This window comes from Streptomyces sp. R302 (genome assembly GCF_012927245.1).
Classification (GTDB): Bacteria; Actinomycetota; Actinomycetes; order Streptomycetales; family Streptomycetaceae; genus Streptomyces.
In genome coordinates this window covers 392,545-415,706 of sequence record NZ_JABBGE010000001.1, presented here as the reverse complement: position 1 = coordinate 415,706, position 23,162 = coordinate 392,545, and the positions used below count along the sequence as shown (strand labels likewise).

The window sequence follows — 23,162 nt, the reverse complement described above, 5'->3', positions numbered from 1 at the left end:
GCCCACCGTCACGAAACCGCCCGGAACGGCCTGAGCAACCGTCCGGCAACCATCCGCCACCGGCCCCCGCCACCCGCCCCGGCCACCGTCGAGGGCATGCACACCCTTCCCGCCCGCAGCGTCGCCCTCGTCCTCGGTACCCGCCCCGAGCTGGTCAAGCTCGCCGAGCTCATCCGGATCCTCGGGCCCGCCGCCCGGGTCGTCCACACCGGACAGCACTACGACGAGGAGCTGTCGGGCGGCTTCCTGACCGAGCTCGGGCTGCCCGAGCCGGAGTACCTCACCGGCGTCGGCGGCCGCCCCCGCGCCGTCCAGGTCGCCGCCGCGCTCGGCGCCCTCGACGGGCTCTTCGCCACCGAACCGCCGCTCGCCGTGATCGTCCAGGGCGACACCAACGCCGCCCTCGCCGGCGCGCTCGCCGCCAACGCCCGCGACCTGCCGCTCGTCCACGTCGAGGCCGGGCTCCGCAGCCACGACCGGGCCATGCCCGAGGAGCACAACCGGGTCCTCATCGACCGCCTCGCCGACGTGCTGTGCGCCGCCACCCCCGACAACCGCGCGCTGCTGCTCGCCGAGGGCCTCCCCGAGGAGCGGATCGCGGTCACCGGCAACCCGGTCGTCGAAGCCGTACGCGACCACCTGCCGCCCGCAGGGGAGCGGGCCCGGCTGCTCGCCGCGCACGGCCTGACCGCCGACGGCTACGTCCTGGCCACCGTGCACCGCCCCGAGAACACCGACGACCGCGAGGCGCTGCGCGCCGTCCTCACCGAGCTCGCCGCCCTCGCGGACCGGCTCCCGGTCGTCCTCCCGCTCCACCCCCGCACCCGGGCCCGGATCGACGCGGCCGGACTGGGCGGACTCCTCGACGCCGTCACCGTCCTCCCGCCCGCCGGCTACGGCACCTTCCTGGCGCTCGCCCGGCACGCGGCCGTCCTCGTCTCCGACTCCGGCGGCGTCCAGGAGGAGACCACGGTCCTCGGCCGCCCGCTGATCGTCGTCCGCCGCTCCACCGAACGCCCCGAGGCCCTGGCCGACTTCGCCGAACTCGTCGCCCCCGGCCCGCGGATCGGCGCCGCCGTCCGCGCCCGCCTCGACGAGGGCCCGCTCGGCCTGCGCCGCCTCGCCGCGCTCCCCAGCCCGTACGGCGACGGCACCGCCTCGCAGCGGATCGCGACCCTCACCGCGCACCTCGCCAAGGAGCGCGCGGTCCCGGCCGCGTCCCACGCGATGGCCGCCTGACTCCCTCTCCCCCTCCCCCTCCCCTCCCCCTCCTGCCCCCACCGGAGTCCGCCCCCATGAGCCTCCAACTCCTCCTCTACGCCTTCCCGTTCCTCCTCCTCGGCGGCTTCCTCGTGTACTGGGCCGGGGCCCGGCACGCGTACGCCCGCCGCAGGCCCACCGAGCCGGGCGAACCCGCCGCGTACGACTGGCACTTCTTCGTGCCCTGCCGCGACGAGGAGGCCGTGATCGCCACCACCGTCGCCCGGCTGCGCGCCGACTTCCCCGCCGGGCACGTCTGGGTCATCGACGACGCCAGCGACGACCTGACCGCCCCGATCGTCACCTCGATGCGCGCCCGCGACCCCCGCGTCCACCTGGTCTCCCGCCACCGCCCCGACGCCCGCGTCGGCAAGGGCGCGGCGCTCAACGCCGCCTACGACGCGCTGAACGCGCACCTGCCGGCCGGCACCGACCGCGCCCGGGTGGTCGTCTGCGTCGTCGACGCCGACGGCCAGGTCTCCCCCGACGCCCTGGCCCGGGTCAGCGGCCCGGACGCGTTCGGCGACCCGGACATGGGCGGCGTGCAGATCGGCGTCCGGATGCGGAACGTCGACGACGAGCGCCCGCTGCCCGACCGGGGCCGGCTCGCCAACACGTACGCCCGCCTCCTGATCCGCATGCAGGACGCGGAGTTCGCCGTCTCCAACACCGCGATGCAGCTGCTGCGCGTCCGCACCGGCTCCGTCGGCCTCGGCGGCAACGGCCAGTTCACCCGCCTCACCGCGCTCGACCGGATCGCCGCCGCCGAACGCCGCCCCTGGCAGCGGGACGCCCTCCTGGAGGACTACGAACTCGGCCTGCACATGCGGCTCGCCGGCTACAGGGTCACCCACGTCCACGACACCTGGGTGAGCCAGGAGGCGCTGCCGTACACCCGCCGCTTCCTCACCCAGCGCACCCGCTGGGCGCAGGGCAACATCGCCTGCGTCCGCTACACCGGCCGGATCGTCTCCTCCCGGCACTACCGGGCCCGGGGCGTCCTGGAGTCCCTCTACACCTTCTTCCAGCCGCTCGCGCACCTGGCGACCCTGCTGCTGACCGCCGTCATGCTGGTCGCGCTCGTCCTCGGCGGCAGCGCGGCCGAGGTCGTCCTCGCCGCCTGGCCCCTCGCCCTCGCCCTCGCACTCCTCTCGATCGTCCCCTTCGTCCTGTGGGGCCCGGTCTACCGCCGCGAGTTCGCCCCCGACCGCTCCCGCCTCAAGGGCCTCCTCTGGGGCCTCGCCCTCTGGCTCTACGCCTACCACCTGTTCCTCGTCTCCACCCGCGGCTTCATCCGCCTCCTCCGCGGCCGCACCGGCTGGGCCAAAACCCGCCGCAACGCGGAAACAGCAGGCGTCGGCCCGGTGGCGACGGAATCCTGACGCGCCCCTGGGCACGCGGAAGGGCCATCGCGGATCCGATCAGCCGCCCAGCAGTGCTGCCATGGCACTGGCGGAAACCGCACAACGGAACCCCGTGTCGTCGTCGAGCATCTCCGTGGAGGCGTCGTTGAAGACGGCGGGTGTGGCGCGGGCGAAGGGGCTGGTCCAGGCGCCGGCCTTGAGCTCGTAGCGGCCTGGCTCGGAGCGGGTCGAGCACCACTCCCAGGTGTTGCCGCACAGGTCGTAGACGCCGTAGGGGGAGACTCCGCTGTGGTAGCGGCTCACCGGGGTCGTGGAGCCGATGCCGCTCTCGCGGGAGTTGCACTTGGCCGGGGTGGCGTTGTTGCCCCATGGGTATGCATCGCCGCGCGTGCCACGGGCCGCCTTCTCCCATTGCTGGGCGGTCGGCAGCTCCTTGCCCGCCCACGCCGCGTACGCCGAGGCGTCGTGCCAGGTCACGAAGACCACCGGGTGATCGAGGATGGCCTCGGGGCACTTGCCGCGGTGCCAGTGCTGGGGCGGCTCGTGGCCGGTGGCGGCCACGAAGCGCGCGTAGTCGTTGTTGGTGACCGGGAAGACGTCGATGTAGAAGGACGGGAGCCAGACAGGCTCGTTCTTCTCGCCGCACAGGAACGTGCCGGCCTCGACCAAGGCCATCTTCTTGCCGTCGCGAGGATGGCGGACCTGGTGCTGCTGAGGCTGGGGCCCTGGGCTTGGGGTTTCCTGTGTGGGGAGCACCGTGCCCAGCGAGCGGGCGAGGCTCGCGAACCGCTCGTGGACGTCGGGGGTGGAGCCGGCGAGAAGTGTGTCCAGAGCCGCTTGGTTCACCTGCCTGAGCCGGATCGTGTCCTTGCGTGATTCCCACTTGGACACCATGCGGTCGCTGACACCGAGGCGTGCCGCGAACTCCTCCGTACTCATCCGCGATGCCTCGCGTAAGGCCCGGACCTCCAGTCCGGACCATCGCTCAACTGTCGCCACCCCAGGACTCCTTGTTGCTGGACGGTCCTGTGCAGCCTAGCCAGTGGGAGCCCGGCTTCGGAGCGTTACAACAAGTCGCCCTCGATCTCCATGTACTCCTTGCGGAGCGTGTCGATGATCGCGTGGGATTCGGGCAGCTCGATTCCGTCGATCGCGCTGACGGCGCGGACGCCGATCGCCGCGTTGGTCGCGAATGCGGCCCGCATGTTCGTCAGGTCGTCCAGGCGGACCGAGCGGGTCTCATGGTCATGGGCGGCCTTCAGCAGGTCCATGGTCACACCGACGAGGCAGTCGGCGTTCGGCCAGATCACGCGGCTTCCGTCGAAGAAGCCGATGTTCCAGGTGCCTCCCTCCGAGATCACGTGCTCCTGGTCGACGAAGAGGGCGTCGTCGAATCCGTTCAGCTGGGCCTGACGGCGGTGGTGCAGGGTCGCGAAGAGGCCGACGCTCTTGACGCTCGGTACGTCGCGTACGTAGGTCGTGGACTGCACCTTGAGCGGCGGCAGCGGGAGGGCCCCAGCCGGCCGGGACGTCACCAGGATGTGCGGGTCGTCGGCCTTGTCCGGATGGCCGAGGTCGAGGCTGGGGTCGAAGACGGTGACGCGGACCGTGGTCGATCCGGTGGAGGGAGCGGCACGCCTGGCCAGCTCGCGTACGCGCTGCGGGTCGAGGTCGGTGCCGAAGAGCGTTCGGCAGTCGCGCTGAAGTCGCTCCATGTGCAGCGACAGGCCGCGTACGCGCCCGTCGTCCACTCGCATGGACGTGAAGTGGCCGTAGTTGGTCAGGGCCAGGTTCTGAAGCTGGGCCGGCTCGACCGGTTCTCCGTTGAGTTCTGCCATGCGGCCAGCGTGCCACCTGGTTCACGTCTCTCAGCTATGAACGGCCTGGTAGGGCGCCTAAGTTCGGTGAAAGTTCGGTCCTGGGGCGGTGGGAGGACGTTCCGACGGGGCGGCCCAGACAGCAGCCTTGTGGTGTGAACACGAGCCCCCGCCGCCTCCTCGCCGGCGCCGGGGAGGACAGCTCCGTCTCCGGCTGGTACGCCACCTTCGCGATCTTCAGAAGAAGGCGATCACGGCCGGGGCCACCAACGTCCGATCTGCTTCGGAACAGCTCCGAACAGTCACAGCACGAGTGGGAGCAATGCGGATGAGAACCGACTCTCGAACGTCTCCGGCGACCTCGACGCCGATCCCCATGCAGCCGACCCTCCGCTGCATCGAGGAGCCCGGAGGACGAGCCGCCGCTCCCGGTCCCCGCCCCGACACGCGTCGCCACAACCTCGTCGTGGTCGGCTTCGACGAGATCGTCGCCAACAAGTACCTGCCCTGCATCAAGAACGCCATCGAGGCCGGCCACGTCGACTCGTACTCCGTCATCGACCTGGAGTCGGAGCGGCCGACGATCGAGGAACGCATCCAGGGCGTCGACTTGAAGCCCCGGGAGGTCGTCTACCTCCCGGAATCGGGCCGTGGCGTGACCGCCCAGCAGGGGCAGCCAGAGCTGATCGGAGCCGCATTACGGCGCCTCTGCCTGCCCGAGCTGCCGACGAAGGTGTACATCGCGACCGAGGTGCGGGCGCACGAGGCGTACCTGCGCTACTGCGTCGAGAACGGGATCGACTCCCTGGTGGAGAAGCCGGTCCTGGCGCCCATGGCGGATGGCCGGTTCGCGCCGACCCGCATCACCGAGGTCATGCGGGAGCTGATCGCTCAGGCCGGTCGTACCGGTGCCAAGCACTCCGTGATGACACTGAGCCGGTACCACCGCATCTACAACGGGGAGGTGCTGCGCTCGCTCGAAGAGCGAGTACGGGACTGGCAGGCCCCCGTCACCTCGTTCCACCTGCGCGCCGCCGGCGGTGTGTGGAACCTCCAGCACGAGTACGAGACGCGGGACGATCACCCCTACCGGTACGGCTACGGGATGATGATGCACGGCGCCTACCACTACGTGGACCTCGCCGTGCAGTGCCTGTCCCTCAACAAGCTCGTGTTCCCCGACCGCCGCTTCCGGCTCGAAGTCAGCTCCTTCGGAGCCTTCCCCGCCGATCAGCACCTCCGGATCCCGAAGCCCGCCGCCAGCCGGTTCGAGGACGGACACCCCCGCTGGCCGCACTCCGCGATCCTGGAGAACGCCTTCGGCGAGACGGACATCACCGCAGCGTTCCGCCTGGTCGACGTCGAGTCGGAGCGGACCCTGACCATCGGGACGCTGTCCTTCGAGCAGACGACGCCGTCCGTCCGCAGCTGGCGTGACCTCCCGGACGACGTCTACAACAAGAACGGCCGCACCTCCAGCGTCGACCTGGAAGCGCAGCTGTCGACGCTCTACTCCGCGCACGTCCACTGCTACGACGTGCCCCGCGGACAGAACGCGGACCGGATCGACGCCTTCGCCCGGCTGACCACGAGGGCGAACGCCTCCCTGCTGCCGGAAGAGCAGTACACGTCGGTCAGGACGTTCGACGGGCTGTTCCACAGTGACAGCAACCGGCAGCTCATGGAGAACTGGCTGCGGGGCACCGAGAACAGGAGCTCGCTCGCCGCGCACCTGCTGCCGATGCAGGTCACCGAAGCGCTGGCGGCCTCCCTGCTCACGCCCGGCCGGCCCGTCGAGATCACCGACTTCTAGATGCCTCCCCTCGCTCATCCCTCCAGCCCCAGGTGGTGCCCCTTGCCTGTACAGCACTCGAAGGCGTCACTCCACGCCTTCTACGCGGACGCGTTACGGAACGGTCGAAGCACCGGCGAGCAGCTGCATGCGCCCGTCTCGGTGAGGTTCCGCGCCCTGCTGACGTCCCTCCCCGCCGACATCCCGCGTCGCGCTCTCGACCTCGGATACGGCGCCGGGGCCTACACCATCGCCTTGGCGAAGGCCGGCTTCACCGTCGTCGCGGTGGACCAGGCCCCGGCCGAACCGCTGCTCCGGCGACTCTCGCCGCACGAGGACCTGGCGGAGCGCGTCACGGTGGTGGAGTCCCTCATCGAGCAGTACGTGGTCGATGAGGACTTCGGCCTGCTCGTCGCCAAGGACGTGCTCCACTACCTGTCCCAGCGCGACGTTGAAGCCGTGCTCACCCAGGCCGTACAGAGCTCCCTATCGGTCAACGTGCACTACCTGGAGGTCTTCACCGGGATCTCCCGGACGGACGCCCATGGCGGTCAGATCCACATCGAAGGCGAGGCCCGGTACACGCCGGACACTCTCAGCCGCGCGCTGGAGCGGATCTACGAGGGCTGGAACGTGGCCGTGAGCTGCGACGACCACGCCGAGCAGGACACACGCTCGCGGCGCACCTACTTCGAAGCGACTCGTGCGACCGTCACCGCGGTGCGGAGGTGCCGCGCTTCCGCCGGCACAACGACCACGAAGGGACGGGAAGCCTCGTGACGACCACGGGCCATGGAGGCATCAGCTTCGTCATCCCCTGCCACAACGCCGGCGACTACCTCATCGAGGCCGTGGAGTCCGTCGTCGAGCAGCCTCTTCGGCGTCCGTACGAGGTGGTGATCGTCGACGACGGGTCGGACGATGACACGACCCGGAAGGCCGTCGACACCTGCGCCGAGCTGCCCGGCGTACGCGTCGTCCGACTCGAACAGCGCCAGGGGCACCACGCGGCCAGGAACGCCGGCCTGGCGGCCGCCCGGCTGGAGTACGTGATGCAGGTGGATGCCGACGACCGGCTGGCCACCGAGCCGTTCCTCCTTGCGGAAGGTTCCTATCCGGACAGGGCGGTGGCGGTCCTCGAGTCCGACCCCGACACCGCGTTCGTGCACACGATGTCGTGGATGTTCGGTGTCTTCGAGGGTTTCACCATCTCCTCGTACCCGTGTCGAGAGGACCTGGTGGTGCGCAAGCACCACGTGCCGACGTCGATCGTCTGCCGCAGGGCTGACGCCCTGGAATGCGGCCTGTACGACCCGAGGGTCCTCAAGTGGGGAGACTGGGCCTTCGCTGTCAACCTGCTGGCCAGCCGTTTCAGGCGAGGGGCGGCCAACAACATCCACTGCGTCGCCGGCCCCTTCTATGAGTACCGGGTGCACTCGCGAGTCGACCGAGTGTCTGATGCGGAGGTCTCGGAGCTCGACATGACTCGCCTCGTCGTGGAGAAGAACCTCGACTTCTTCCGGGATCGGCTGGAACGAAACGACAGCGCTGCCGAGATCGCCCTCGATGTGCTGGAGCAGAAGCCGACTCGTCTTGACGACCTTCTGTACGTGGCGCAGTTCGATCTCCACCAGGCCCAGATCGTCGCGCAACAGCGCGAGTTCTCTCTGTCGAGCCCGTACGAGGCTCTGGGGATTCCGTAGGGCCAGCGCCGGAGTGGCGTGTCACTCTCCAGGAAAGCTGTCGCGGTGCCCTTGATCATCCTGATACGACATGGGGATGGACAGTGAAGCGCTGAGTCCCACAGAACGTCTGCTTGCCGAGCGAGCGTGCGAACGCCTTATCGTCGAGTTCGTCCACAATCTTGACCTCGGTGATCCGGGCGACGTGGCCGATCTCTTCACGGATGCCGGGTTCTGGGAGTGGGCGGAAGGCGACCGCCGGATTGAGGGCCGTGACGCACTTCGGTCGTATTTCGCCGGTCGGCCCGCGGACCGGCTCTCGCGCCGGATCTGCACGAACATCCTGGTCACCGTCACGTCGGAGTCGACGGCCATCGCGACCACCTACTTCACCACGTACCGTGTCGACGGACATGCCGGCGGTTTCGTGCCCCCGCGGGCCCCGACGCAGGTCGGCCACTACGAGGACACGTTCCTCAAGGTCGAAGGCCGTTGGCTCCTCAGTTCTCGGTCCTTGCATCTGGCCTTCGCCGGACCGACCGAGCGGATTGAAGCACGATCCGCCGTCCGGGAGGCGTAAGAACCCGAAGGGGGCCCAGACCAGACGGTCTGGGCCCCCTTCGGGCATGCTCCCGGCGCCTACTGCGGCGGCAGCTTCTCCAGCTGGGCCTGGATGCGGGCGATGTCCTCGTCCGCCTTGGCGAGGCGGCCCTTGATCTTGTCCACGACGTTGTCGGGCGCCTTGGCGAGGAACGCCTCGTTGCCGAGCTTGGCCTCGGCCTGGGCCTTCTCCTTCTCGGCGGCGGCCAGGTCCTTCGCGAGCCGCTTACGCTCGGCGGCGACGTCGATGGTGCCCGACAGGTCGAGCGAGACCGTCGCACCGGCGACCGGCAGGGAAGCGGTGGCGGCGAACCCGTCGCCCTCCGGCTGGAGGCGCAGGATCTGGCGGATGGCGGCCTCGTGCGGGGCGAGCGCGGTGCCGGCCATCTCCAGGCGGGCCGGAACCTTCTGGCCGGGCTGGAGGCCCTGGTCCGAACGGAAACGGCGAACCTCGGTGACGACCCGCTGGACCAGCTCGATCTCCTTCTCCGCGACCTCGTCGCGGAAGCCCGAGTCCTTCGGCCACTCGGCGATGACGACCGACTCTCCGCCCGTCAGGGTGGTCCACAGGGTGTCCGTGACGAACGGGACGATCGGGTGGAGCAGCCGCAGGGTGACGTCGAGGACCTCGCCCAGGACGCGGGCCGAGACCTTGGCCTGCTCGCCGCCGTCGAAAAACGTCGTCTTCGACAGTTCGACGTACCAGTCGAAGACCTCGTCCCACGCGAAGTGGTAGAGCGCGTCGGCGAGCTTCGCGAACTGGTAGTCGTCGTAGTAGGCGTCGGCCTCGGCGACGACCTTGTTGAGGCGGGACAGGATCCAGCGGTCGGTCGCCGACATCTGAGAGGCGTCGGGGAGCGGGCCCTCGACCGTCGCGCCGTTCATCATCGCGAAGCGGGTCGCGTTCCAGATCTTGTTGGCGAAGTTCCGGGACGCCTGGACCCAGTCCTCACCGATCGGGACGTCCACGCCCGGGTTGGCGCCCTTGGCCAGGGTGAAGCGCAGGGCGTCGGAGCCGTACTTGTCCATCCAGTCCAGCGGGTTGACCGTGTTCCCGAACGACTTCGACATCTTCTTGCCGAACTCGTCACGGACCATGCCGTGGAACGCGATCGTGCGGAACGGCGGCTGCCCGTCCATCGCGTACAGGCCGAACATCATCATCCGGGCGACCCAGAAGAACATCAGGTCGTAGCCGGTGACCAGGACGGAGTTCGGGTAGAACTTCTCCAGGTCCGGCGTCTGCTCCGGCCAGCCCATCGTCGAGAACGGCCACAGGCCGGACGAGAACCAGGTGTCGAGGACGTCGGTGTCCTGCGTCCAGCCTTCGCCCGTGGGCGGCTGCTCGTCGGGGCCGACGCAGACCAGCTCGCCGTTCGGGCCGTGCCAGACGGGGATCCGGTGGCCCCACCACAGCTGGCGGGAGATGCACCAGTCGTTCAGGTTGTCGACCCAGTCGAAGTAGCGCTGCGACATGTCGGCCGGGTGGATGTCGACCCGACCGTCGCGGACCGCGTCGCCTGCGGCCTTGGCGAGGGTCTCGACCTTGACCCACCACTGCAGGGACAGACGCGGTTCGAGCGTCGTCTTGCAGCGCGAGCAGTGGCCGACGGAGTGGACGTACGGGCGCTTCTCGGCGACGATCCGGCCCTCGGCGCGCAGGGCGGCGACGATGGCGGAGCGGGCCTCGAAGCGATCCAGGCCCTGGAAGGGGCCGTGGACGGTGATCACGCCACGCTCGTCGAGGACCTCGATGGATTCGAGGTTGTGGCGCTGGCCGATGGCGAAGTCGTTCGGGTCGTGGGCCGGGGTCACCTTGACGGCGCCGGTGCCGAACTCCGGGTCGACGTGGGTGTCGGCGACGACCGGGATGGTCCGGTCGGTCAACGGCAGCTTGATCTGCTTGCCGATCAGGTGGGCGTACCGCTCGTCGTCGGGGTGGACGGCGACGGCGGTGTCACCGAGCATCGTCTCGGCGCGGGTCGTCGCGACGACGATGGTGTCGTCACCCTCGCCGTACTTCATGGAGACGAGCTCGCCGTCGTCCTCCTGGTAGTCCACCTCGATGTCGGAGATGGCAGTCAGACAGCGCGGGCACCAGTTGATGATGCGCTCGGCGCGGTAGATCAGGCCGTCGTCGAACATCTTCTTGAAGACGGTCTGGACGGCCCGGGACAGGCCCTCGTCCATGGTGAAGCGGTCCCGGCTCCAGGCCAGGCCCTCACCGAGGCGGCGCATCTGGCCGGCGATCTGACCGCCGGACTCCGCCTTCCACTCCCAGACACGCTCGACGAACGCCTCACGGCCCAGGTCGTGGCGGGACTTGCCCTCCTTGGCGAGCTCACGCTCGACGACGTTCTGGGTGGCGATGCCGGCGTGGTCCATGCCCGGCTGCCACAGCGTCTCGAAGCCCTGCATGCGCGCACGGCGGGTGAGGGCGTCGATCAGCGTGTGCTCGAAGGCGTGGCCCAGGTGGAGCGAGCCGGTGACGTTCGGCGGCGGAATGACGATGGTGTACGGCGGCTTGTCGCTCTTCGCGTCGGCCTCGAAGTACCCGCGCTCTACCCAGCGCTCGTACAGCGGGCCCTCTACCTCGGCCGGCGTGTACTGGGTCGGCAGTTCGGTGGTGGGCGCTGTCTGCTGCTGAGTGTTCTCGGTCACGGGCCCAGTTTAGGGGGGTGAGGGTCGAGTCCTGAAACGCGATGGTTCGGTAACGGTGTGCCCCCCGCCGCCCCATCGCCGAAAGCTTTCCGCCAGGATGTTTGCAACGCATAAACGTCCTGTGAGGGGAAGCAGTCGATGAGCTACAACCAGCCGGGTCCGTACGGGGGCCAGCAGCCCCAGCAGCCCGGGCCCTACGGCCAGCAGCCCGGCCCGTACGGCCAGCCGCAGGGTCAGCCCGGTTACGGCTACCCCCAGCAGGCCCCCCAGGGCGTGCCGCCGCAGCAGCAGCAGCAGCCGTACGGCTACCCGCAGCAGCAGCAGAACCCGTACGGTCAGCAGCCGCAGTACGGCGCCCCCCAGGGCCCCGGCGGCTACGTGCCGCACCCGCCGGCCCCGAAGAAGTCCAAGGCCCCGATGATCATCGGCGCGGTCGCGGTCGTCGCGGCGATCGCGGTCGGCGGGTACTTCCTGATCGGCGGCGGTGGCGGCGCCGACATCGCGAACGACGGCCCGCACAAGCTGGTGACGCCGGCGACGGTGCTGGGCGAGTACGCGAAGTCCCCGGGCAGCGACAAGAAGTCGAACGACGACGACTTCCTCAAGAACGCCACCGGGTTCGGCGTCAAGAACCCCCAGCGGGCCAACGGCTCCTGGGAGGTGAAGGACAAGTCCAACCCGCTCGGCGGGAAGATGCTCATGTTCGGCGGCGCGTACGGCGAGATCGACGACCCGGAGAAGGCCGTCGACAACGTCTTCGCCGGGATGAAGGCCGACGTCGACAAGGACAAGGGCGAGCTCGTCGGCGAACCCCGGACGGTCACGCCCGCGGAGCTCGACGGGGCCGTGCTGAAGTGCCAGGAGGTCAAGTCCAAGCCGGACGCCGACTCCTCCGGGGGCCTCGGTCCCAAGGAGGTCACCATGCCCGTGTGCGTCTGGGGCGACCACAGCACACTCGGCTACGTGATGCACTTCAACGTCTCCGACATGATGCTCGGCAAGGGCGGGACCATCGACGAGGTCGCCGCGATCACCGCCAAGCTCCGCAAGGAAGTCCGCGTCAAGAAGTGACGCACCGGGCACACGCGAAGGGGCGCCCCGCCGGATTCCGGTGGGGCGCCCCTTCAACGTGTGTGACGGTTACGCCGACTTCTCGTGGCGGCCGTCGTTCTTGACGATCCTGGGGACCAGGGTCGGGTTGACGTTGTTGCGGACGACGTCGGCGGTGATGACGACGCGGGCCACGTCCTTGCGGGACGGGACCTCGTACATCACCGACTGGAGGACCTCCTCCATGATGGCGCGCAGGCCGCGTGCGCCGGTGCCGCGGAGGATGGCCTGGTCGGCGATGGCCTCCAGGGCCGGGCGATCGAAGTCCAGCTCGACGCCGTCGAGTTCGAAGAGGCGCTGGTACTGCTTCACCAGTGCGTTGCGCGGCTCGACGAGGATCTTGAGGAGCGCCTCGCGGTCCAGGTTGTGGACCGAGGTGATGACGGGGAGGCGGCCGATGAACTCGGGGATCATCCCGAACTTCACCAGGTCCTCCGGCATGACCTCCTGGAACTGGTCGCTCGCCTCGATCTCGCGCTTGGAGCGGATGGTCGCCCCGAAGCCGATGCCCTTGGCGCCCGCCCGCGACTCGATGATCTTCTCCAGGCCGGCGAAGGCGCCGCCCACGATGAAGAGCACGTTCGTCGTGTCGATCTGGATGAACTCCTGGTGCGGGTGCTTCCGGCCGCCCTGGGGAGGAACCGAGGCCGTCGTGCCTTCCAGGATCTTCAGGAGGGCCTGCTGCACGCCCTCGCCGGAGACGTCTCGCGTGATCGACGGGTTTTCGCTCTTACGGGCGACCTTGTCGATCTCGTCGATGTAGATGATGCCGGTCTCGGCCTTCTTGACGTCGTAGTCCGCGGCCTGGATCAGCTTGAGCAGGATGTTCTCGACGTCCTCGCCGACGTAGCCGGCCTCCGTCAGCGCCGTCGCGTCGGCGATGGCGAACGGGACGTTGAGCATCCGGGCCAGCGTCTGGGCCAGCAGCGTCTTGCCGGAGCCCGTGGGGCCCAGCAGCAGGATGTTGGACTTGGCCAGTTCGATGGCGTCGTCACGGCCCTGCGCGCCGCCGTTCTCGCCGGCCTGGACGCGCTTGTAGTGGTTGTACACAGCGACCGAGAGGGCCTTCTTCGCCGGCTCCTGGCCGACGACGTAGCCCTCCAGGAACTCGTAGATCTCGCGGGGCTTGGGAAGTTCCTCCCAGCGCACCTCGCTCGTCTCCGCGAGTTCCTCTTCGATGATCTCGTTGCAGAGGTCGATGCACTCGTCGCAGATGTACACACCGGGTCCCGCGATGAGCTTCTTCACCTGCTTCTGGCTCTTTCCGCAGAACGAGCACTTGAGCAGATCGCCGCCATCACCGATGCGTGCCACGAGGTGCTTCCCCTTCGCCTGGGAGCGCTTGGTTCAGCGACTCCTGGTGCCTCATATTCGACGGTACCTTGCCGGGCCCCCCGTTCGGGCCCCCCTTGGCACGGTTCACATGGTCGTGATTCGGCCATGCGAGCCGCGTGAACCGTGCCGAGGGAAGGTCGGGCGTCAGTGCGCCACGGCGGCCGTGCTCTTGCGGGTCGAGACGATCTGGTCGATCAGGCCGTACGCGAGGGCGTCCTCGGCCGTCAGGATCTTGTCGCGCTCGATGTCGTCGCGGATCTTCTCGATCGGCGTCGTGGAGTGCTTGGCCAGCATGGTCTCCAGCTGGTCACGCATGCGCAGGATCTCCTTGGCCGCGATCTCCAGGTCGGAGAGCTGCTCGCGGCCGGTGCCGCCGGAGGGCTGGTGGATCAGCACACGGGCGTTCGGCAGGGCCATCCGCTTGCCGGGGGTGCCGGCGGCGAGCAGCACGGCCGCGGCGGAGGCCGCCTGGCCCATGCAGACCGTCTGGATGTCCGGCTTCACGAACTGCATCGTGTCGTAGATGGCCGTGAGCGCCGTGAAGGAGCCGCCGGGGCTGTTGATGTAGATGGAGATGTCGCGGTCCGGGTCCATCGACTCCAGGCACAGCAGCTGCGCCATGACGTCGTTGGCGGAGGCGTCGTCGATCTGCACGCCGAGGAAGATCACGCGCTCCTCGAAGAGCTTCGCGTACGGGTCGTACTCGCGCACGCCCTGCGAGGTGCGCTCGACGAAGCGGGGCACGACGTAGCGGTTGTCCATCGGCGCGCCGGTGTACAGGCCGCTCGGGGAGAGGTTGTTCTGCATGTGGGTGTTCACCGTCCTGGTGGCGTTCGGCGGGGGGCTGGGGCTCTTCGGGGGCTGCCGGCGCCTCAGGCGCCCGTGCCGCCGCCGCCCGGAACACCCGCGGCGTGCGTGATGATGTCGTCGATGAGGCCGTACTCCTTGGCCTCGTCCGCGGTGAACCAGCGGTCGCGGTCGCCGTCGCGGATGATCGCCTCGACGGTCTGGCCGGAGTGGTGCGCGGTGATCTCGGCCATGCGCTTCTTCGTGCGAAGGAGGTACTCGGCCTGGATCTTGATGTCGGAGGCGGTGCCACCGATGCCGGCGGAGCCCTGGTGCATCAGGATGTCGGTGTTCGGCAGCGCGAAGCGCTTGCCGGGGGTGCCGCCGGTGAGCAGGAACTGGCCCATGGAGGCCGCCATGCCCATACCGATGGTGACGACGTCGTTCGGGATGTACTGCATGGTGTCGTAGACGGCCATGCCCGCCGTCACCGAGCCACCGGGGCTGTTGATGTAGAGGAAGATGTCCTTCTCCGGGTCGGCGGCCAGGAGGAGCATCTGGGCGGTGATCTTGTTGGCGATCTCGTCGTCGACCTGCTGGCCGAGGAAGATGATGCGCTCGCCGAGCAGCCGGTTGTAGACATGGTCGCCGAGGCCGCCACCGATGGACGGCTCACCCGCGGCGTAAGGCTTCAGATTCGTCACGTATCCACCTGCTCGTCTCCGACGGCCCCCGGGCCGTCTCAGCGTCTCGTTCAGAGGGCAGTGCCCCCGTATCCATGGACCCTAACGCGCAGGTAGGACAACGCCATCCCGGTTCCCGAACTGTTCGCTGGGAGCGCAAGGTAGTTGGCGGCGCATAAAGGGCCGGCGTACGTCCACGGGCCCGGCCGCACAGCAGTGCGTCCGGGCCCGTGGCGCGGTACAGAGCGCGCGAGGCGGGGCCTCGGCGTCGGCCTGGTGGGGCCTTACTTCTCCTCGGCGACCTCGGCCTCGCCGGTGACGGCCTCGACCGTCTCGGCGGCGGCCTCGACCTCGTCCTCGTCGTCGGAGAGGTCGACGACCTCACCGTTGGTGTCGACGACCTTGGCGGCCTCGACGACGACCGCGAGGGCCTTGCCGCGGGCGACCTCGCCGACCAGCATCGGCACCTGGCCGCCCTGGACGACGGCCTGGGCGAACTGGTCGGGGGACATGCCGGAGGAGGCGGCACGGCGGAAGAGGTGCTCGGTGAGCTCCTCCTGCTCGACGTTCAGCTCCTCCTTGGAGACCAGCTCGTCGAGGAGGAACTGGGTCTTGATGCCCTTGACCGCCTGCTCCTTGGTCTCGGCCTCGAACTCCTCGACCGTCTTGCCCTGGAGCTCCAGGTACTTCTCCAGGCTCAGGCCCATCTGGCCGAGCTGGTGGTGCTCCAGGTTGTGCTTGCGGGTGTTGACCTCGTCCTCAAGGAGCTTCTCGGGGACGGGGATCTCCGCCAGCTCCAGGAACTTCTCCAGGACGCGCTCCTGGGCCTGGGTGGCCTGGTCGAACTGCTTCATGTTCTCGAGGCGCTTGCGGCTGTCGGCCTTGAGCTCGTCGAGGGTGTCGAACTCCGAGGCCATCTGCGCGAACTCGTCGTCGAGCTCGGGGAGCTCGCGGGCGGCGACGGCGGTGACCTTGACGGTGACCTCGGCCTCCTTGCCCGCGGCCGAGCCGCCCTTCAGCTCGGAGGTGAAGGTGGCCTCGCCGCCGGCCTCCAGGCCGGTGACGGCGGCGTCGATGCCGTCGAGCAGCTCGCCGGAGCCGATGGTGTACGAGACACCGTCGGCGATGCCGTCGGGCAGCACCTCGCCCTCGACCTTGGCGGTCAGGTCGACGGTGATGACGTCGCCCTCGGCGGCGGCGCGCTCGACCGGGTTCGTCGAGGCGAAGCGCTCGCGGAGCTGCTCCACGGACTTCTCGACGTCCTCGTCGGTGACCTCGATGGCGTCGACCTCGACCTCGATGCCGGAGTAGTCCGGGATCTCGATGGCCGGGCGGACGTCGACCTCGGCGGTGAAGGAGAGCAGCTCGCCGTCCTTCAGCTCCGTGATGTCGACCTCGGGCTGACCCAGCGGGTTGACCTCGGCCTCGGTCACGGCCTCGTTGTAGAACTTCGGGAGCGCGTCGTTGACGGCCTCCTCCAGCACGGCGCCGCGGCCGAACCGCTGGTCGATCACACGAGCCGGGATCTTGCCCTTACGGAAGCCCTTGACCGTGACCTGCTGGTTGATCTTCTTGTACGCCGCGTCGAGGCTGTCCTTGAGCTCCTCGAAGGGCACCTCGACAGTGAGCCGAACCCGGGTCGGGTTCAGGGTCTCCACGGCGCTCTTCACGGTTCGGTCTCCTTGGTGGCTGATTCCTGGATTCCGGACGGGCCGCGCGGTGCGGTTCCGGCCGATGGGCCCGGTCAGAAAGACACACGGGCACGCAGCTTGCATAGTAACCGCACGTGGGATGGGGCCCACAACGTGATCAAGAACCCGCGAGGTCGGAGCCCCGGGCGCGCAAGGCACGGATCATGCTGGTCGGGGTGGCGGGATTTGAACCCACGGCCTTCCGCTCCCAAAGCGGACGCGCTACCAAGCTGCGCCACACCCCGTCGGTGCGACACGTAGGGTACATGCACGAAGACGCTGCGACGCCCCCCGTTTCATGGGGCGTGCACGGACGGCTCCGGACCGGCTACGATGCTTCCCGTGCCGCCCTGGTTCCGACCTGCGGCGCATGCTGTGCGGGCGTAGCTCAATGGTAGAGCCCTAGTCTTCCAAACTAGCTACGCGGGTTCGATTCCCGTCGCCCGCTCTGTGTACGGCTCCGGGCCCGGTTCCTCGACGAGGAACCGGGCCCGGAGCCGTTTCCGAACCGCCCCCGTCAGAACCTGACGGCGCTGATCGTCTGGGTCACGGAGTTCAGGAAGCGTTCGATGTCGTCGGCCATGCCGGTGGAGGCGAGGAAGAAGCCGAAGAGGACGGCGACCACGGCGGGGCCTCCCTTGAGGCTGCCTCCGCGGATCAGCACCACGAGGACGATTCCCAACAACAGCACCACGGACAGCGATATCGCCACAACTGATCACACCCTAGGTCGGTCCCACCTGGCCCCGGGGTGCATATCCGGACACCCCCGCGCCTCTATCGTGCCACCAACCCCGTTGCCCCCGACGGGGGGTGACGAATCGTGGGACGCCGGGCGGGGGCGAAGGGTTCAGGCCGGGCGGGAGATGATCAGGAGGGCGCGATCGTCGTTGACGTCCTTGGCGACCGCCTCGATGAGGTGCCAGGCGACGCCCTCGAAACCGGCCGGAACGCACCGGTCGGCCTCGCCGGTGAGGCGGTCGATGCCCTCGGCGAGGTCGCGGTCGGCGGCCTCCACCAGGCCGTCGGTGAAGAGCATCAGGACGTCGCCCGGGTGCAGGGTTCCCTTGACCGGGTGGAACTCCGCGCCGTCGTAGACGCCGAGGAGGGGTCCGTCGCCGTCCTTCTCTTCCCAGCGGCCGGTGCCGGAGTGGAGCTGGAGTGCGGGGAGGTGGCCGGCGGAGAAGAGCTCGTAGTCGCCGGAGTCCAGGTCGAGGACGAGGTGGATGGAGGTGGCGAAGCCCTCGTCCCAGTTCTGCCGGAGCAGGTAGCCGTTGGCGGCGGGCAGGAAGCCGTGCGGCGGGAGCGAGCCGAGGAGGCCGCCGAAGGCGCCGGAGAGCAGCAGGGAGCGGGAGGCCGCGTCCATGCCCTTGCCGGAGACGTCGGTGAGGACGACCTCCAGGGTGCGGCCGCCGTGGGTGCGGGCGGCGACGACGAAGTCGCCGGAGAAGGACTGGCCGCCGGCCGGGCGCAGCGCCATCTCGCGGTGCCAGCCGCGCGGCAGCCGGGGCAGCGCGCTCTGCACCCGGAGCCGTTCGCGCAGGTCGAAGAGCATGGTGCCGCCGCGCCGCCAGGGCACCCCGACGCGGGCCCGGAACTGGGCGATGAGCAGCCCGAAGAGGCCGCAGGCGGCGACCACCAGGACGGTGCCCGGGGTGACGCGGGCGGGCCCCTCGCCGTACGGGCCGAGGATGACGGACTCGACGATCAGGCCGCCGGCGGACGCCGCGTACAGGCCGAGGAGGCTGGCGGGGCGCAGCAGCAGCCCGCCGGCCACGATCGGCAGGACGAGGGCGGTGGGCGAGCACCAGACCGGGTCGAGGACGGTGCCGCAGACGATGGCGGGGATGGTGAGGAGCAGCCCGGCGAGGGCGAGGCGGTCGGAGGCGCCGCCGCGGAAGTAGTCGACCCCGGTCCGGCGCAGCGCGACGCGGGCCCGGCGGGCGCGCCTGCGCAGCCGGGCCGCGTACGTGTCGATCGCCGTGCTGTCACCCATTGGCCTGGACCCTATCCACCCCGGCCGGTCCCGTGCAGGGGTACCCCCGTGACAAGGTGCGTGAAATCGGGTCGCCTCGGGCAGGGGCCGCTGATATCGATGGCATATGACGAATGAGATGCGGGTGCTCGACCCTTCGGAGTGGGATCGCTGGTTCGCGACGCTGGAGCTCGCCTTCGGGGGTGTGCCGGAGGAGCCGGAGGAGCGGGCGCTGTGGCGGGACCTCACCGAGTGCGGGCGTTCGCTGGCGGTCTGGGACGGCGGCGAGCCGGTCGCGACGGCGGGGGCGTTCTCGTTCCGGGTGACCGTGCCCGGCGGGGCCTCGGTGCCGGCTGCGGGCGTCACCATGGTCAGCGTGGCCGGAACGCATCGGCGGCGCGGGATCCTGACCTCGATGATGCGCCGGCAGCTCGACGACGTACGGGAGCTCGGCGAGCCGCTGGCCGTGCTGACCGCCTCCGAGTCGGCGATCTACGGCCGGTTCGGGTACGCGGCGGCGAGCTGGACGCAGCGGGCGGTCGTCGACACCACCCGGGTGCGGCTCGACGTGCCGGCCGGGACGGACGCGGTGACGCTGCGGAGGGTGCCGCTCGCGGAGGCCTCGGCGGTGGTGGAGTCGGTGTACGCGCGGATGGTGCCGCGCCGGCCCGGGATGCTGGCCCGCCGGCCCGGCTGGGAGCGGCTGCCGCTGCTCGACCCGCCGGGCTCGCGGGAGGGCGCCTCGCCGCGGCTGTGCGTCCTCGCTGAGCGGGACGGGGAGGTCGTCGGGTACGCCGTCTACGCGATCAAGGCGGACTGGAGCTGGGCCGGCGCGGACGGCGTGGTGACGGTGCACGAGCTGTACGGGCTCGACCCGGTGGCGGAGGCGGCGCTGTGGCGGTACGTCTGCTCGGTCGACCTGACGTCGAAGGTGCGGGTGAACAGCGCGCCGGTGGACTCGGCGTGGCTGCACCTCGTCTCCGACGTCAGGCGCTGCGAACCGACCGTGCGGGAGCAGCTGTTCGCGCGGCTCGTGGACGTGGGGGCGGCGCTGGAGGCGCGGACGTATCAGGCGCCGGTGGACGTCGTGTTCGAGGTCGAGGACGCGTTCTGTCCGTGGAACGCGGGGCGGTGGCGGCTGTCCGGGGACGCGAAGGGGGCGGTGTGTTCGCGGACGTCGGATGCGGCTGATCTCGCGCTGTCCGTGCGGGAGTTGGGGGCGGTGTATCTGGGCGGTACGAGCCTGGGCGCGCTTGCCCTTGCCGGGCGGGTCACGGAGTTGCGGGGCGGTTCTCTGGCGGAGGCGTCGGTCGCTTTCGGGTCTCAGGTGGCGCCCTGGTTGCCGCACGGCTTCTAGGGCGTGCCCGCAACGCGGTTCAGCGCGTCTGGCAGGCGGGGCACCAGAAGAGGTTCCTGGCTGCCAGGTCGGCTGTCCTGATCTCCGTGCCGCAGATGTGGCAGGGCTGGTTCGCCCGGCGGTAGACGTAGACCTCGCCGCCGTGGTCGTCGACTCTCGGGGGGCGGTTCATCGCCTCGGGGGTGTGTTCGGGGCGGACCGTGTCGATGCGGTTGTCGCGGACGCCTTCGCGCATGAGGGCGGCCAGGTCCTGCCAGATCGCGGTCCACTCCCCCGCCGTCAGGTCCTTGCCCGCGCGGTACGGGTCGATGCCGTGGCGGAAGAGGACCTCGGCGCGGTAGACGTTGCCGACGCCCGCGATGACCTTCTGGTCCATGAGCAGGGCGGCGATCGTCGTACGGGACTTGGCGACGCGGCGCCACGCCTTGTCGGGGTCGTCGCCGTTCCGCAGCGGGTCCGGGCCCAGGCGGGCGTGGATCGCCTGCTTCTCGGCGTCGGTGATCAGCGCGCAGGTGGTGGGGCCGCGGAGGTCGACGTACGACTCCGGGTTCGCGAGCCGCAGGCGGACCGTGTCGGTGGGCGGGGGCGCGGGGGCGTCGCCGATGTTCACCTTGCCGAAGAGGCCGAGGTGGATGTGGACCCATTCGTCGCGCGGGAAGCCGAGGAAGAGGTGTTTGCCGTGGGCCTCGGCGGTCTCCAGGACGGAGCCGTCGAGGAGCGCCGCGCTGTCGGAGAACTTGCCCTGCGGGCTGCTCGCGCGGACGGGCCGGCCGCCGAAGCGCCGCAGGTGGTCCTGGGCGAGGCGGTGGATCGTATGCCCTTCGGGCACGGCGGTTCTCCTGGGTGACGGGACGGCCCGTCCGCGCCGCCGGGCCCGGGGGCCGGCGGCGCGGACGGGCGCGGGCTCAGCCCTGCTGCGGGTGGTGGGCCGGGATCGGGGGCATGATGCCCTCGGTCTCGTACGCGCTCAGCATCTCGATGCGGCGGGTGTGGCGCTCGTCGCCGGAGTACGGGGTGGAGAGGAAGATCTCGACGAACTTCGTCGCCTCCTCCTCGGTGTGCATGCGGGCGCCGACCGCGACCACGTTGGCGTTGTTGTGCTCGCGACCGAGGGCGGCGGTCTGCTCGCTCCAGGCGAGGGCGGCACGGACGCCCTTGACCTTGTTGGCGGCGATCTGCTCGCCGTTGCCGGAGCCGCCGATGACGATGCCCAGGCTGTCCGCGTCGGCGGCCGTCTTCTCGGCGGCGCGCAGGCAGAACGGCGGGTAGTCGTCGAGGGCGTCGTAGATGTGGGGGCCGCAGTCGACGGGCTCGTGGCCGTGGGCCGTGAGCCACTCCACGAGGTGGGTCTTGAGTTCGTAGCCGGCGTGGTCGGAACCGATGTAGACGCGCATGGCTTCGAGTGTGGCACGGCCGGGACGGGGCGGGGGGCAGCGGGGTCGGGACCTTGGTCCCGGCGGGTCGGGGACCTCCGGCCCGGTTGGTCCGGACCTGATGGCCCGAGTATGTCCTGAATCACGATCCGGATTCAAAGCTTCCGTACTGACCGGTCGCCGGGTTTCATATCTCAGGCTCGCGACCCGAGTCACCCCCACATCCGAAGGAAGCGTTCATGAACACGCAGCCGACCCTCGCCAAGGAAGGCGGCACCACCGGCAACCCCGGTGGGACCCCGCGGTCCGACGGCCTCCAGGCCGGGCTCAAGAACCGCCATCTGTCGATGATCGCGATCGGCGGCGTCATCGGCGCCGGCCTGTTCGTCGGCTCCGGCTCCGGCATCGCCGCCGCCGGTCCCGCGATCCTCCTCTCCTACGCGCTCGTCGGCGCGATGGTCGTGTTCGTGATGCGGATGCTGGGCGAGATGGCCGCCGCGCGGCCGTCCTCCGGCTCCTTCTCCTCCTACGCCGACCAGGCGCTCGGCCGCTGGGCCGGTTTCACCATCGGCTGGCTGTACTGGTTCTTCTGGGTGGTCGTGCTGGCCGTCGAGGCGACTGCGGGCGCGGTCATCCTGGAGAGCTGGATCCCGGCGGTGCCGCAGTGGGCCTGGGCGCTGATCGTGATGGTGGTGCTCACCGCGACGAACCTGGCCTCGGTGGCCTCGTACGGCGAGTTCGAGTTCTGGTTCGCCGGCATCAAGGTCGTCGCCATCGGCGCCTTCGTGGTGATCGGCATGCTCGCGGTCTTCGGCGTGCTGCCGGGATCGGACAACCCGGGCGCGGGCTTCGCGCACCTCACCGACGCGGGCGGATTCATGCCCATGGGCGCGGGCGCGATCCTCACCGGTGTGCTGATGGTGGTCTTCTCCTTCATGGGCAGCGAGATCGTGACCCTCGCGGCCGGTGAGTCGGAGGACCCGCAGCGGGCCGTGACCAAGGCGACCAACAGCGTGATCTGGCGGATCGGCGTCTTCTACCTGGGCTCGATCTTCATCGTCCTGACGCTGCTGCCGTGGAACGACCCGTCGATCGTGGAGAAGGGCTCGTACGTCGCCGCCCTCGACTCCATCGGCATCCCCGCGGCCGGCCAGATCATGAACGTGATCGTCCTGACCGCCGTCCTGTCCTGCCTCAACTCGGGCCTCTACACGGCCTCCCGCATGGCCTTCTCGCTCGGCCGGCGCGGCGACGCGCCGAAGGGCTTCGCCAAGGTCGACAGGCGGGGCGTGCCGAAGGCCGCGATCCTCTCCTCGGTCGTCTTCGGCTTCGTCGCGGTGTTCTTCAACTACCAGTGGCCGGACACCGTCTTCGCCTTCCTGCTGAACTCCTCCGGCGCGGTGGCGCTCTTCGTCTGGCTGGTCATCTGCGTGACCCAGCTGCGGATGCGCGGCATCATCCTGCGCGAGTCGCCGGAGAAGCTGGTCGTGAGGATGTGGCTCTTCCCGTACCTGACCTGGGCGACCATCGCCATGATCGTCTTCGTCCTCGGCTACATGATCTACGACGGCGGCGGCGCCCGGGAGCAGGTCGTGCTCTCGCTCCTGGTGGCCGCGCTCGTGCTGGCGATCGCGCTGGTCCGGGAGCGGGCCAGGAAGACCCGCGTCTAGACACGC

At 69.7% G+C, this 23,162-nt stretch carries 20 protein-coding genes and 2 tRNA genes; 10 read left to right on the top strand and 12 right to left on the bottom strand.

The genetic code is table 11. The annotated features are described in order from the left end of the window. Positions 1-96: 96 nt before the first annotated feature. Both wecB and HHL19_RS01820 read left to right on the top strand, forming a co-directional pair. The gene (gene wecB, locus HHL19_RS01825; protein WP_169084832.1) at positions 97-1,239 is read left to right on the top strand and encodes a UDP-N-acetylglucosamine 2-epimerase (non-hydrolyzing); all 1,143 of its coding nucleotides are present in this window, start codon (positions 97-99) and stop codon (positions 1,237-1,239) included. A 56-nt stretch (positions 1,240-1,295) separates the two neighbouring features. Further along, positions 1,296-2,642 carry a glycosyltransferase gene (locus HHL19_RS01820; RefSeq protein ID WP_169084831.1) on the top strand — a complete coding sequence of 449 codons (1,347 nt, stop codon included), beginning with the start codon at positions 1,296-1,298 and terminating at the stop codon, positions 2,640-2,642. A gap of 39 nt (positions 2,643-2,681) precedes the next feature. On the opposite strand, the gene HHL19_RS01815 is transcribed toward HHL19_RS01820, so the two are convergent. Together HHL19_RS01815 and HHL19_RS01810 are read right to left on the bottom strand one after the other, a co-directional pair. Then, a complete protein-coding gene (locus HHL19_RS01815; protein ID WP_169084829.1) occupies positions 2,682-3,623 on the bottom strand; it encodes an SUMF1/EgtB/PvdO family nonheme iron enzyme in 942 nt (313 codons plus the stop codon). A 65-nt stretch (positions 3,624-3,688) separates the two neighbouring features. Next, positions 3,689-4,462, bottom strand: a complete 774-nt coding sequence (locus HHL19_RS01810) for an aminotransferase class IV family protein (protein WP_169084826.1) — start codon at positions 4,460-4,462, stop codon at positions 3,689-3,691. Between the two features lie 355 nt (positions 4,463-4,817). Between HHL19_RS01810 and HHL19_RS01805 the strand changes: the two genes are divergently transcribed. From HHL19_RS01805 to HHL19_RS01790, 4 genes are all read left to right on the top strand, one after another. Then, a complete protein-coding gene (locus HHL19_RS01805; protein ID WP_169084824.1) occupies positions 4,818-6,254 on the top strand; it encodes a hypothetical protein in 1,437 nt (478 codons plus the stop codon). A gap of 42 nt (positions 6,255-6,296) precedes the next feature. Then, a complete protein-coding gene (locus HHL19_RS01800; protein ID WP_169084822.1) occupies positions 6,297-7,013 on the top strand; it encodes a class I SAM-dependent methyltransferase in 717 nt (238 codons plus the stop codon). Beyond that, on the top strand, positions 7,010-7,936 hold the full coding sequence (locus HHL19_RS01795) for a glycosyltransferase (RefSeq protein WP_169084820.1): 927 nt from the start codon (positions 7,010-7,012) through the stop codon (positions 7,934-7,936). Before HHL19_RS01800 ends, HHL19_RS01795 begins: the two co-directional genes overlap by 4 nt. 76 nt (positions 7,937-8,012) lie before the next feature. Continuing rightward, complete coding sequence (locus HHL19_RS01790; RefSeq protein WP_169084818.1) at positions 8,013-8,495, top strand: nuclear transport factor 2 family protein; 483 nt, start codon at positions 8,013-8,015, stop codon at positions 8,493-8,495. Positions 8,496-8,554: 59 nt separating this feature from the next. On the opposite strand, the gene HHL19_RS01785 is transcribed toward HHL19_RS01790, so the two are convergent. Continuing rightward, on the bottom strand, positions 8,555-11,176 hold the full coding sequence (locus tag HHL19_RS01785) for a valine--tRNA ligase (RefSeq protein WP_169084816.1): 2,622 nt from the start codon (positions 11,174-11,176) through the stop codon (positions 8,555-8,557). Positions 11,177-11,314: 138 nt separating this feature from the next. Between HHL19_RS01785 and HHL19_RS01780 the strand changes: the two genes are divergently transcribed. Then, positions 11,315-12,247, top strand: coding sequence for a hypothetical protein (locus HHL19_RS01780; RefSeq protein WP_169084814.1), 933 nt, complete (start codon positions 11,315-11,317; stop codon positions 12,245-12,247). A 69-nt stretch (positions 12,248-12,316) separates the two neighbouring features. Here the strand turns inward: HHL19_RS01780 and clpX are convergent, their stop codons facing one another. The 5 genes from clpX to HHL19_RS01755 form a co-directional block, all read right to left on the bottom strand. Next, a complete protein-coding gene (clpX, locus tag HHL19_RS01775) occupies positions 12,317-13,600 on the bottom strand; it encodes an ATP-dependent Clp protease ATP-binding subunit ClpX (protein ID WP_030494070.1) in 1,284 nt (427 codons plus the stop codon). A 165-nt stretch (positions 13,601-13,765) separates the two neighbouring features. After that, positions 13,766-14,428, bottom strand: a complete 663-nt coding sequence (locus HHL19_RS01770) for an ATP-dependent Clp protease proteolytic subunit (protein ID WP_169084811.1) — start codon at positions 14,426-14,428, stop codon at positions 13,766-13,768. Positions 14,429-14,493: 65 nt separating this feature from the next. Then, positions 14,494-15,111, bottom strand: a complete 618-nt coding sequence (locus HHL19_RS01765) for an ATP-dependent Clp protease proteolytic subunit (protein WP_169084809.1) — start codon at positions 15,109-15,111, stop codon at positions 14,494-14,496. A 263-nt stretch (positions 15,112-15,374) separates the two neighbouring features. Then, positions 15,375-16,760: a trigger factor gene (tig, locus tag HHL19_RS01760; RefSeq protein WP_169084807.1), complete on the bottom strand. Its 1,386-nt coding sequence runs from the start codon at positions 16,758-16,760 to the stop codon at positions 15,375-15,377. A gap of 189 nt (positions 16,761-16,949) precedes the next feature. Continuing rightward, positions 16,950-17,026, bottom strand: a tRNA-Pro gene (locus HHL19_RS01755). 132 nt (positions 17,027-17,158) lie between these two features. Between HHL19_RS01755 and HHL19_RS01750 the strand changes: the two genes are divergently transcribed. Next, positions 17,159-17,229 (top strand) — tRNA-Gly (locus tag HHL19_RS01750). 69 nt (positions 17,230-17,298) lie between these two features. Here the strand turns inward: HHL19_RS01750 and HHL19_RS01745 are convergent. Both HHL19_RS01745 and HHL19_RS01740 read right to left on the bottom strand, forming a co-directional pair. Beyond that, positions 17,299-17,493, bottom strand: coding sequence for a hypothetical protein (locus HHL19_RS01745; protein ID WP_169084805.1), 195 nt, complete (start codon positions 17,491-17,493; stop codon positions 17,299-17,301). 138 nt (positions 17,494-17,631) lie between these two features. Next, positions 17,632-18,777 carry a PP2C family protein-serine/threonine phosphatase gene (locus tag HHL19_RS01740; protein ID WP_169084803.1) on the bottom strand — a complete coding sequence of 382 codons (1,146 nt, stop codon included), beginning with the start codon at positions 18,775-18,777 and terminating at the stop codon, positions 17,632-17,634. Between the two features lie 106 nt (positions 18,778-18,883). On the opposite strand from HHL19_RS01740, the gene HHL19_RS01735 reads away from it, so the two are divergent. Beyond that, positions 18,884-20,113, top strand: a complete 1,230-nt coding sequence (locus HHL19_RS01735; RefSeq protein ID WP_169084801.1) for a GNAT family N-acetyltransferase — start codon at positions 18,884-18,886, stop codon at positions 20,111-20,113. Between the two features lie 19 nt (positions 20,114-20,132). Here HHL19_RS01735 and HHL19_RS01730 read toward each other — a convergent pair whose 3' ends face one another. Next, positions 20,133-20,942: an Fpg/Nei family DNA glycosylase gene (locus HHL19_RS01730; RefSeq protein ID WP_169084799.1), complete on the bottom strand. Its 810-nt coding sequence runs from the start codon at positions 20,940-20,942 to the stop codon at positions 20,133-20,135. A 76-nt stretch (positions 20,943-21,018) separates the two neighbouring features. After that, positions 21,019-21,507: a ribose-5-phosphate isomerase gene (locus HHL19_RS01725; RefSeq protein WP_169084797.1), complete on the bottom strand. Its 489-nt coding sequence runs from the start codon at positions 21,505-21,507 to the stop codon at positions 21,019-21,021. A 218-nt stretch (positions 21,508-21,725) separates the two neighbouring features. On the opposite strand from HHL19_RS01725, the gene HHL19_RS01720 reads away from it, so the two are divergent. Then, entirely contained in the window at positions 21,726-23,156 is a 1,431-nt protein-coding gene (locus HHL19_RS01720) for an amino acid permease (RefSeq protein WP_169084795.1), read from the top strand. Positions 23,157-23,162 lie beyond the last annotated feature (6 nt).

What these genes read in the sequence shown, in the direction of transcription:
- wecB (WP_169084832.1), top strand. Translation starts at nt 97, where the DNA reads ATGCACACCCTTCCCGCCCGCAGCGTCGCCCTCGTCCTCGGTACCCGC.
- HHL19_RS01735 (WP_169084801.1), top strand. Translation starts at nt 18,884, where the DNA reads ATGACGAATGAGATGCGGGTGCTCGACCCTTCGGAGTGGGATCGCTGG.
- HHL19_RS01790 (WP_169084818.1), top strand. Translation starts at nt 8,013, where the DNA reads ATGGACAGTGAAGCGCTGAGTCCCACAGAACGTCTGCTTGCCGAGCGA.
- HHL19_RS01725 (WP_169084797.1), bottom strand. Translation starts at nt 21,507, where the DNA reads ATGCGCGTCTACATCGGTTCCGACCACGCCGGCTACGAACTCAAGACC.
- HHL19_RS01720 (WP_169084795.1), top strand. Translation starts at nt 21,726, where the DNA reads ATGAACACGCAGCCGACCCTCGCCAAGGAAGGCGGCACCACCGGCAAC.
- HHL19_RS01780 (WP_169084814.1), top strand. Translation starts at nt 11,315, where the DNA reads ATGAGCTACAACCAGCCGGGTCCGTACGGGGGCCAGCAGCCCCAGCAG.
- HHL19_RS01820 (WP_169084831.1), top strand. Translation starts at nt 1,296, where the DNA reads ATGAGCCTCCAACTCCTCCTCTACGCCTTCCCGTTCCTCCTCCTCGGC.
- HHL19_RS01770 (WP_169084811.1), bottom strand. Translation starts at nt 14,428, where the DNA reads ATGCAGAACAACCTCTCCCCGAGCGGCCTGTACACCGGCGCGCCGATG.
- HHL19_RS01805 (WP_169084824.1), top strand. Translation starts at nt 4,818, where the DNA reads ATGCAGCCGACCCTCCGCTGCATCGAGGAGCCCGGAGGACGAGCCGCC.
- HHL19_RS01740 (WP_169084803.1), bottom strand. Translation starts at nt 18,777, where the DNA reads ATGGGTGACAGCACGGCGATCGACACGTACGCGGCCCGGCTGCGCAGG.
- HHL19_RS01810 (WP_169084826.1), bottom strand. Translation starts at nt 4,462, where the DNA reads ATGGCAGAACTCAACGGAGAACCGGTCGAGCCGGCCCAGCTTCAGAAC.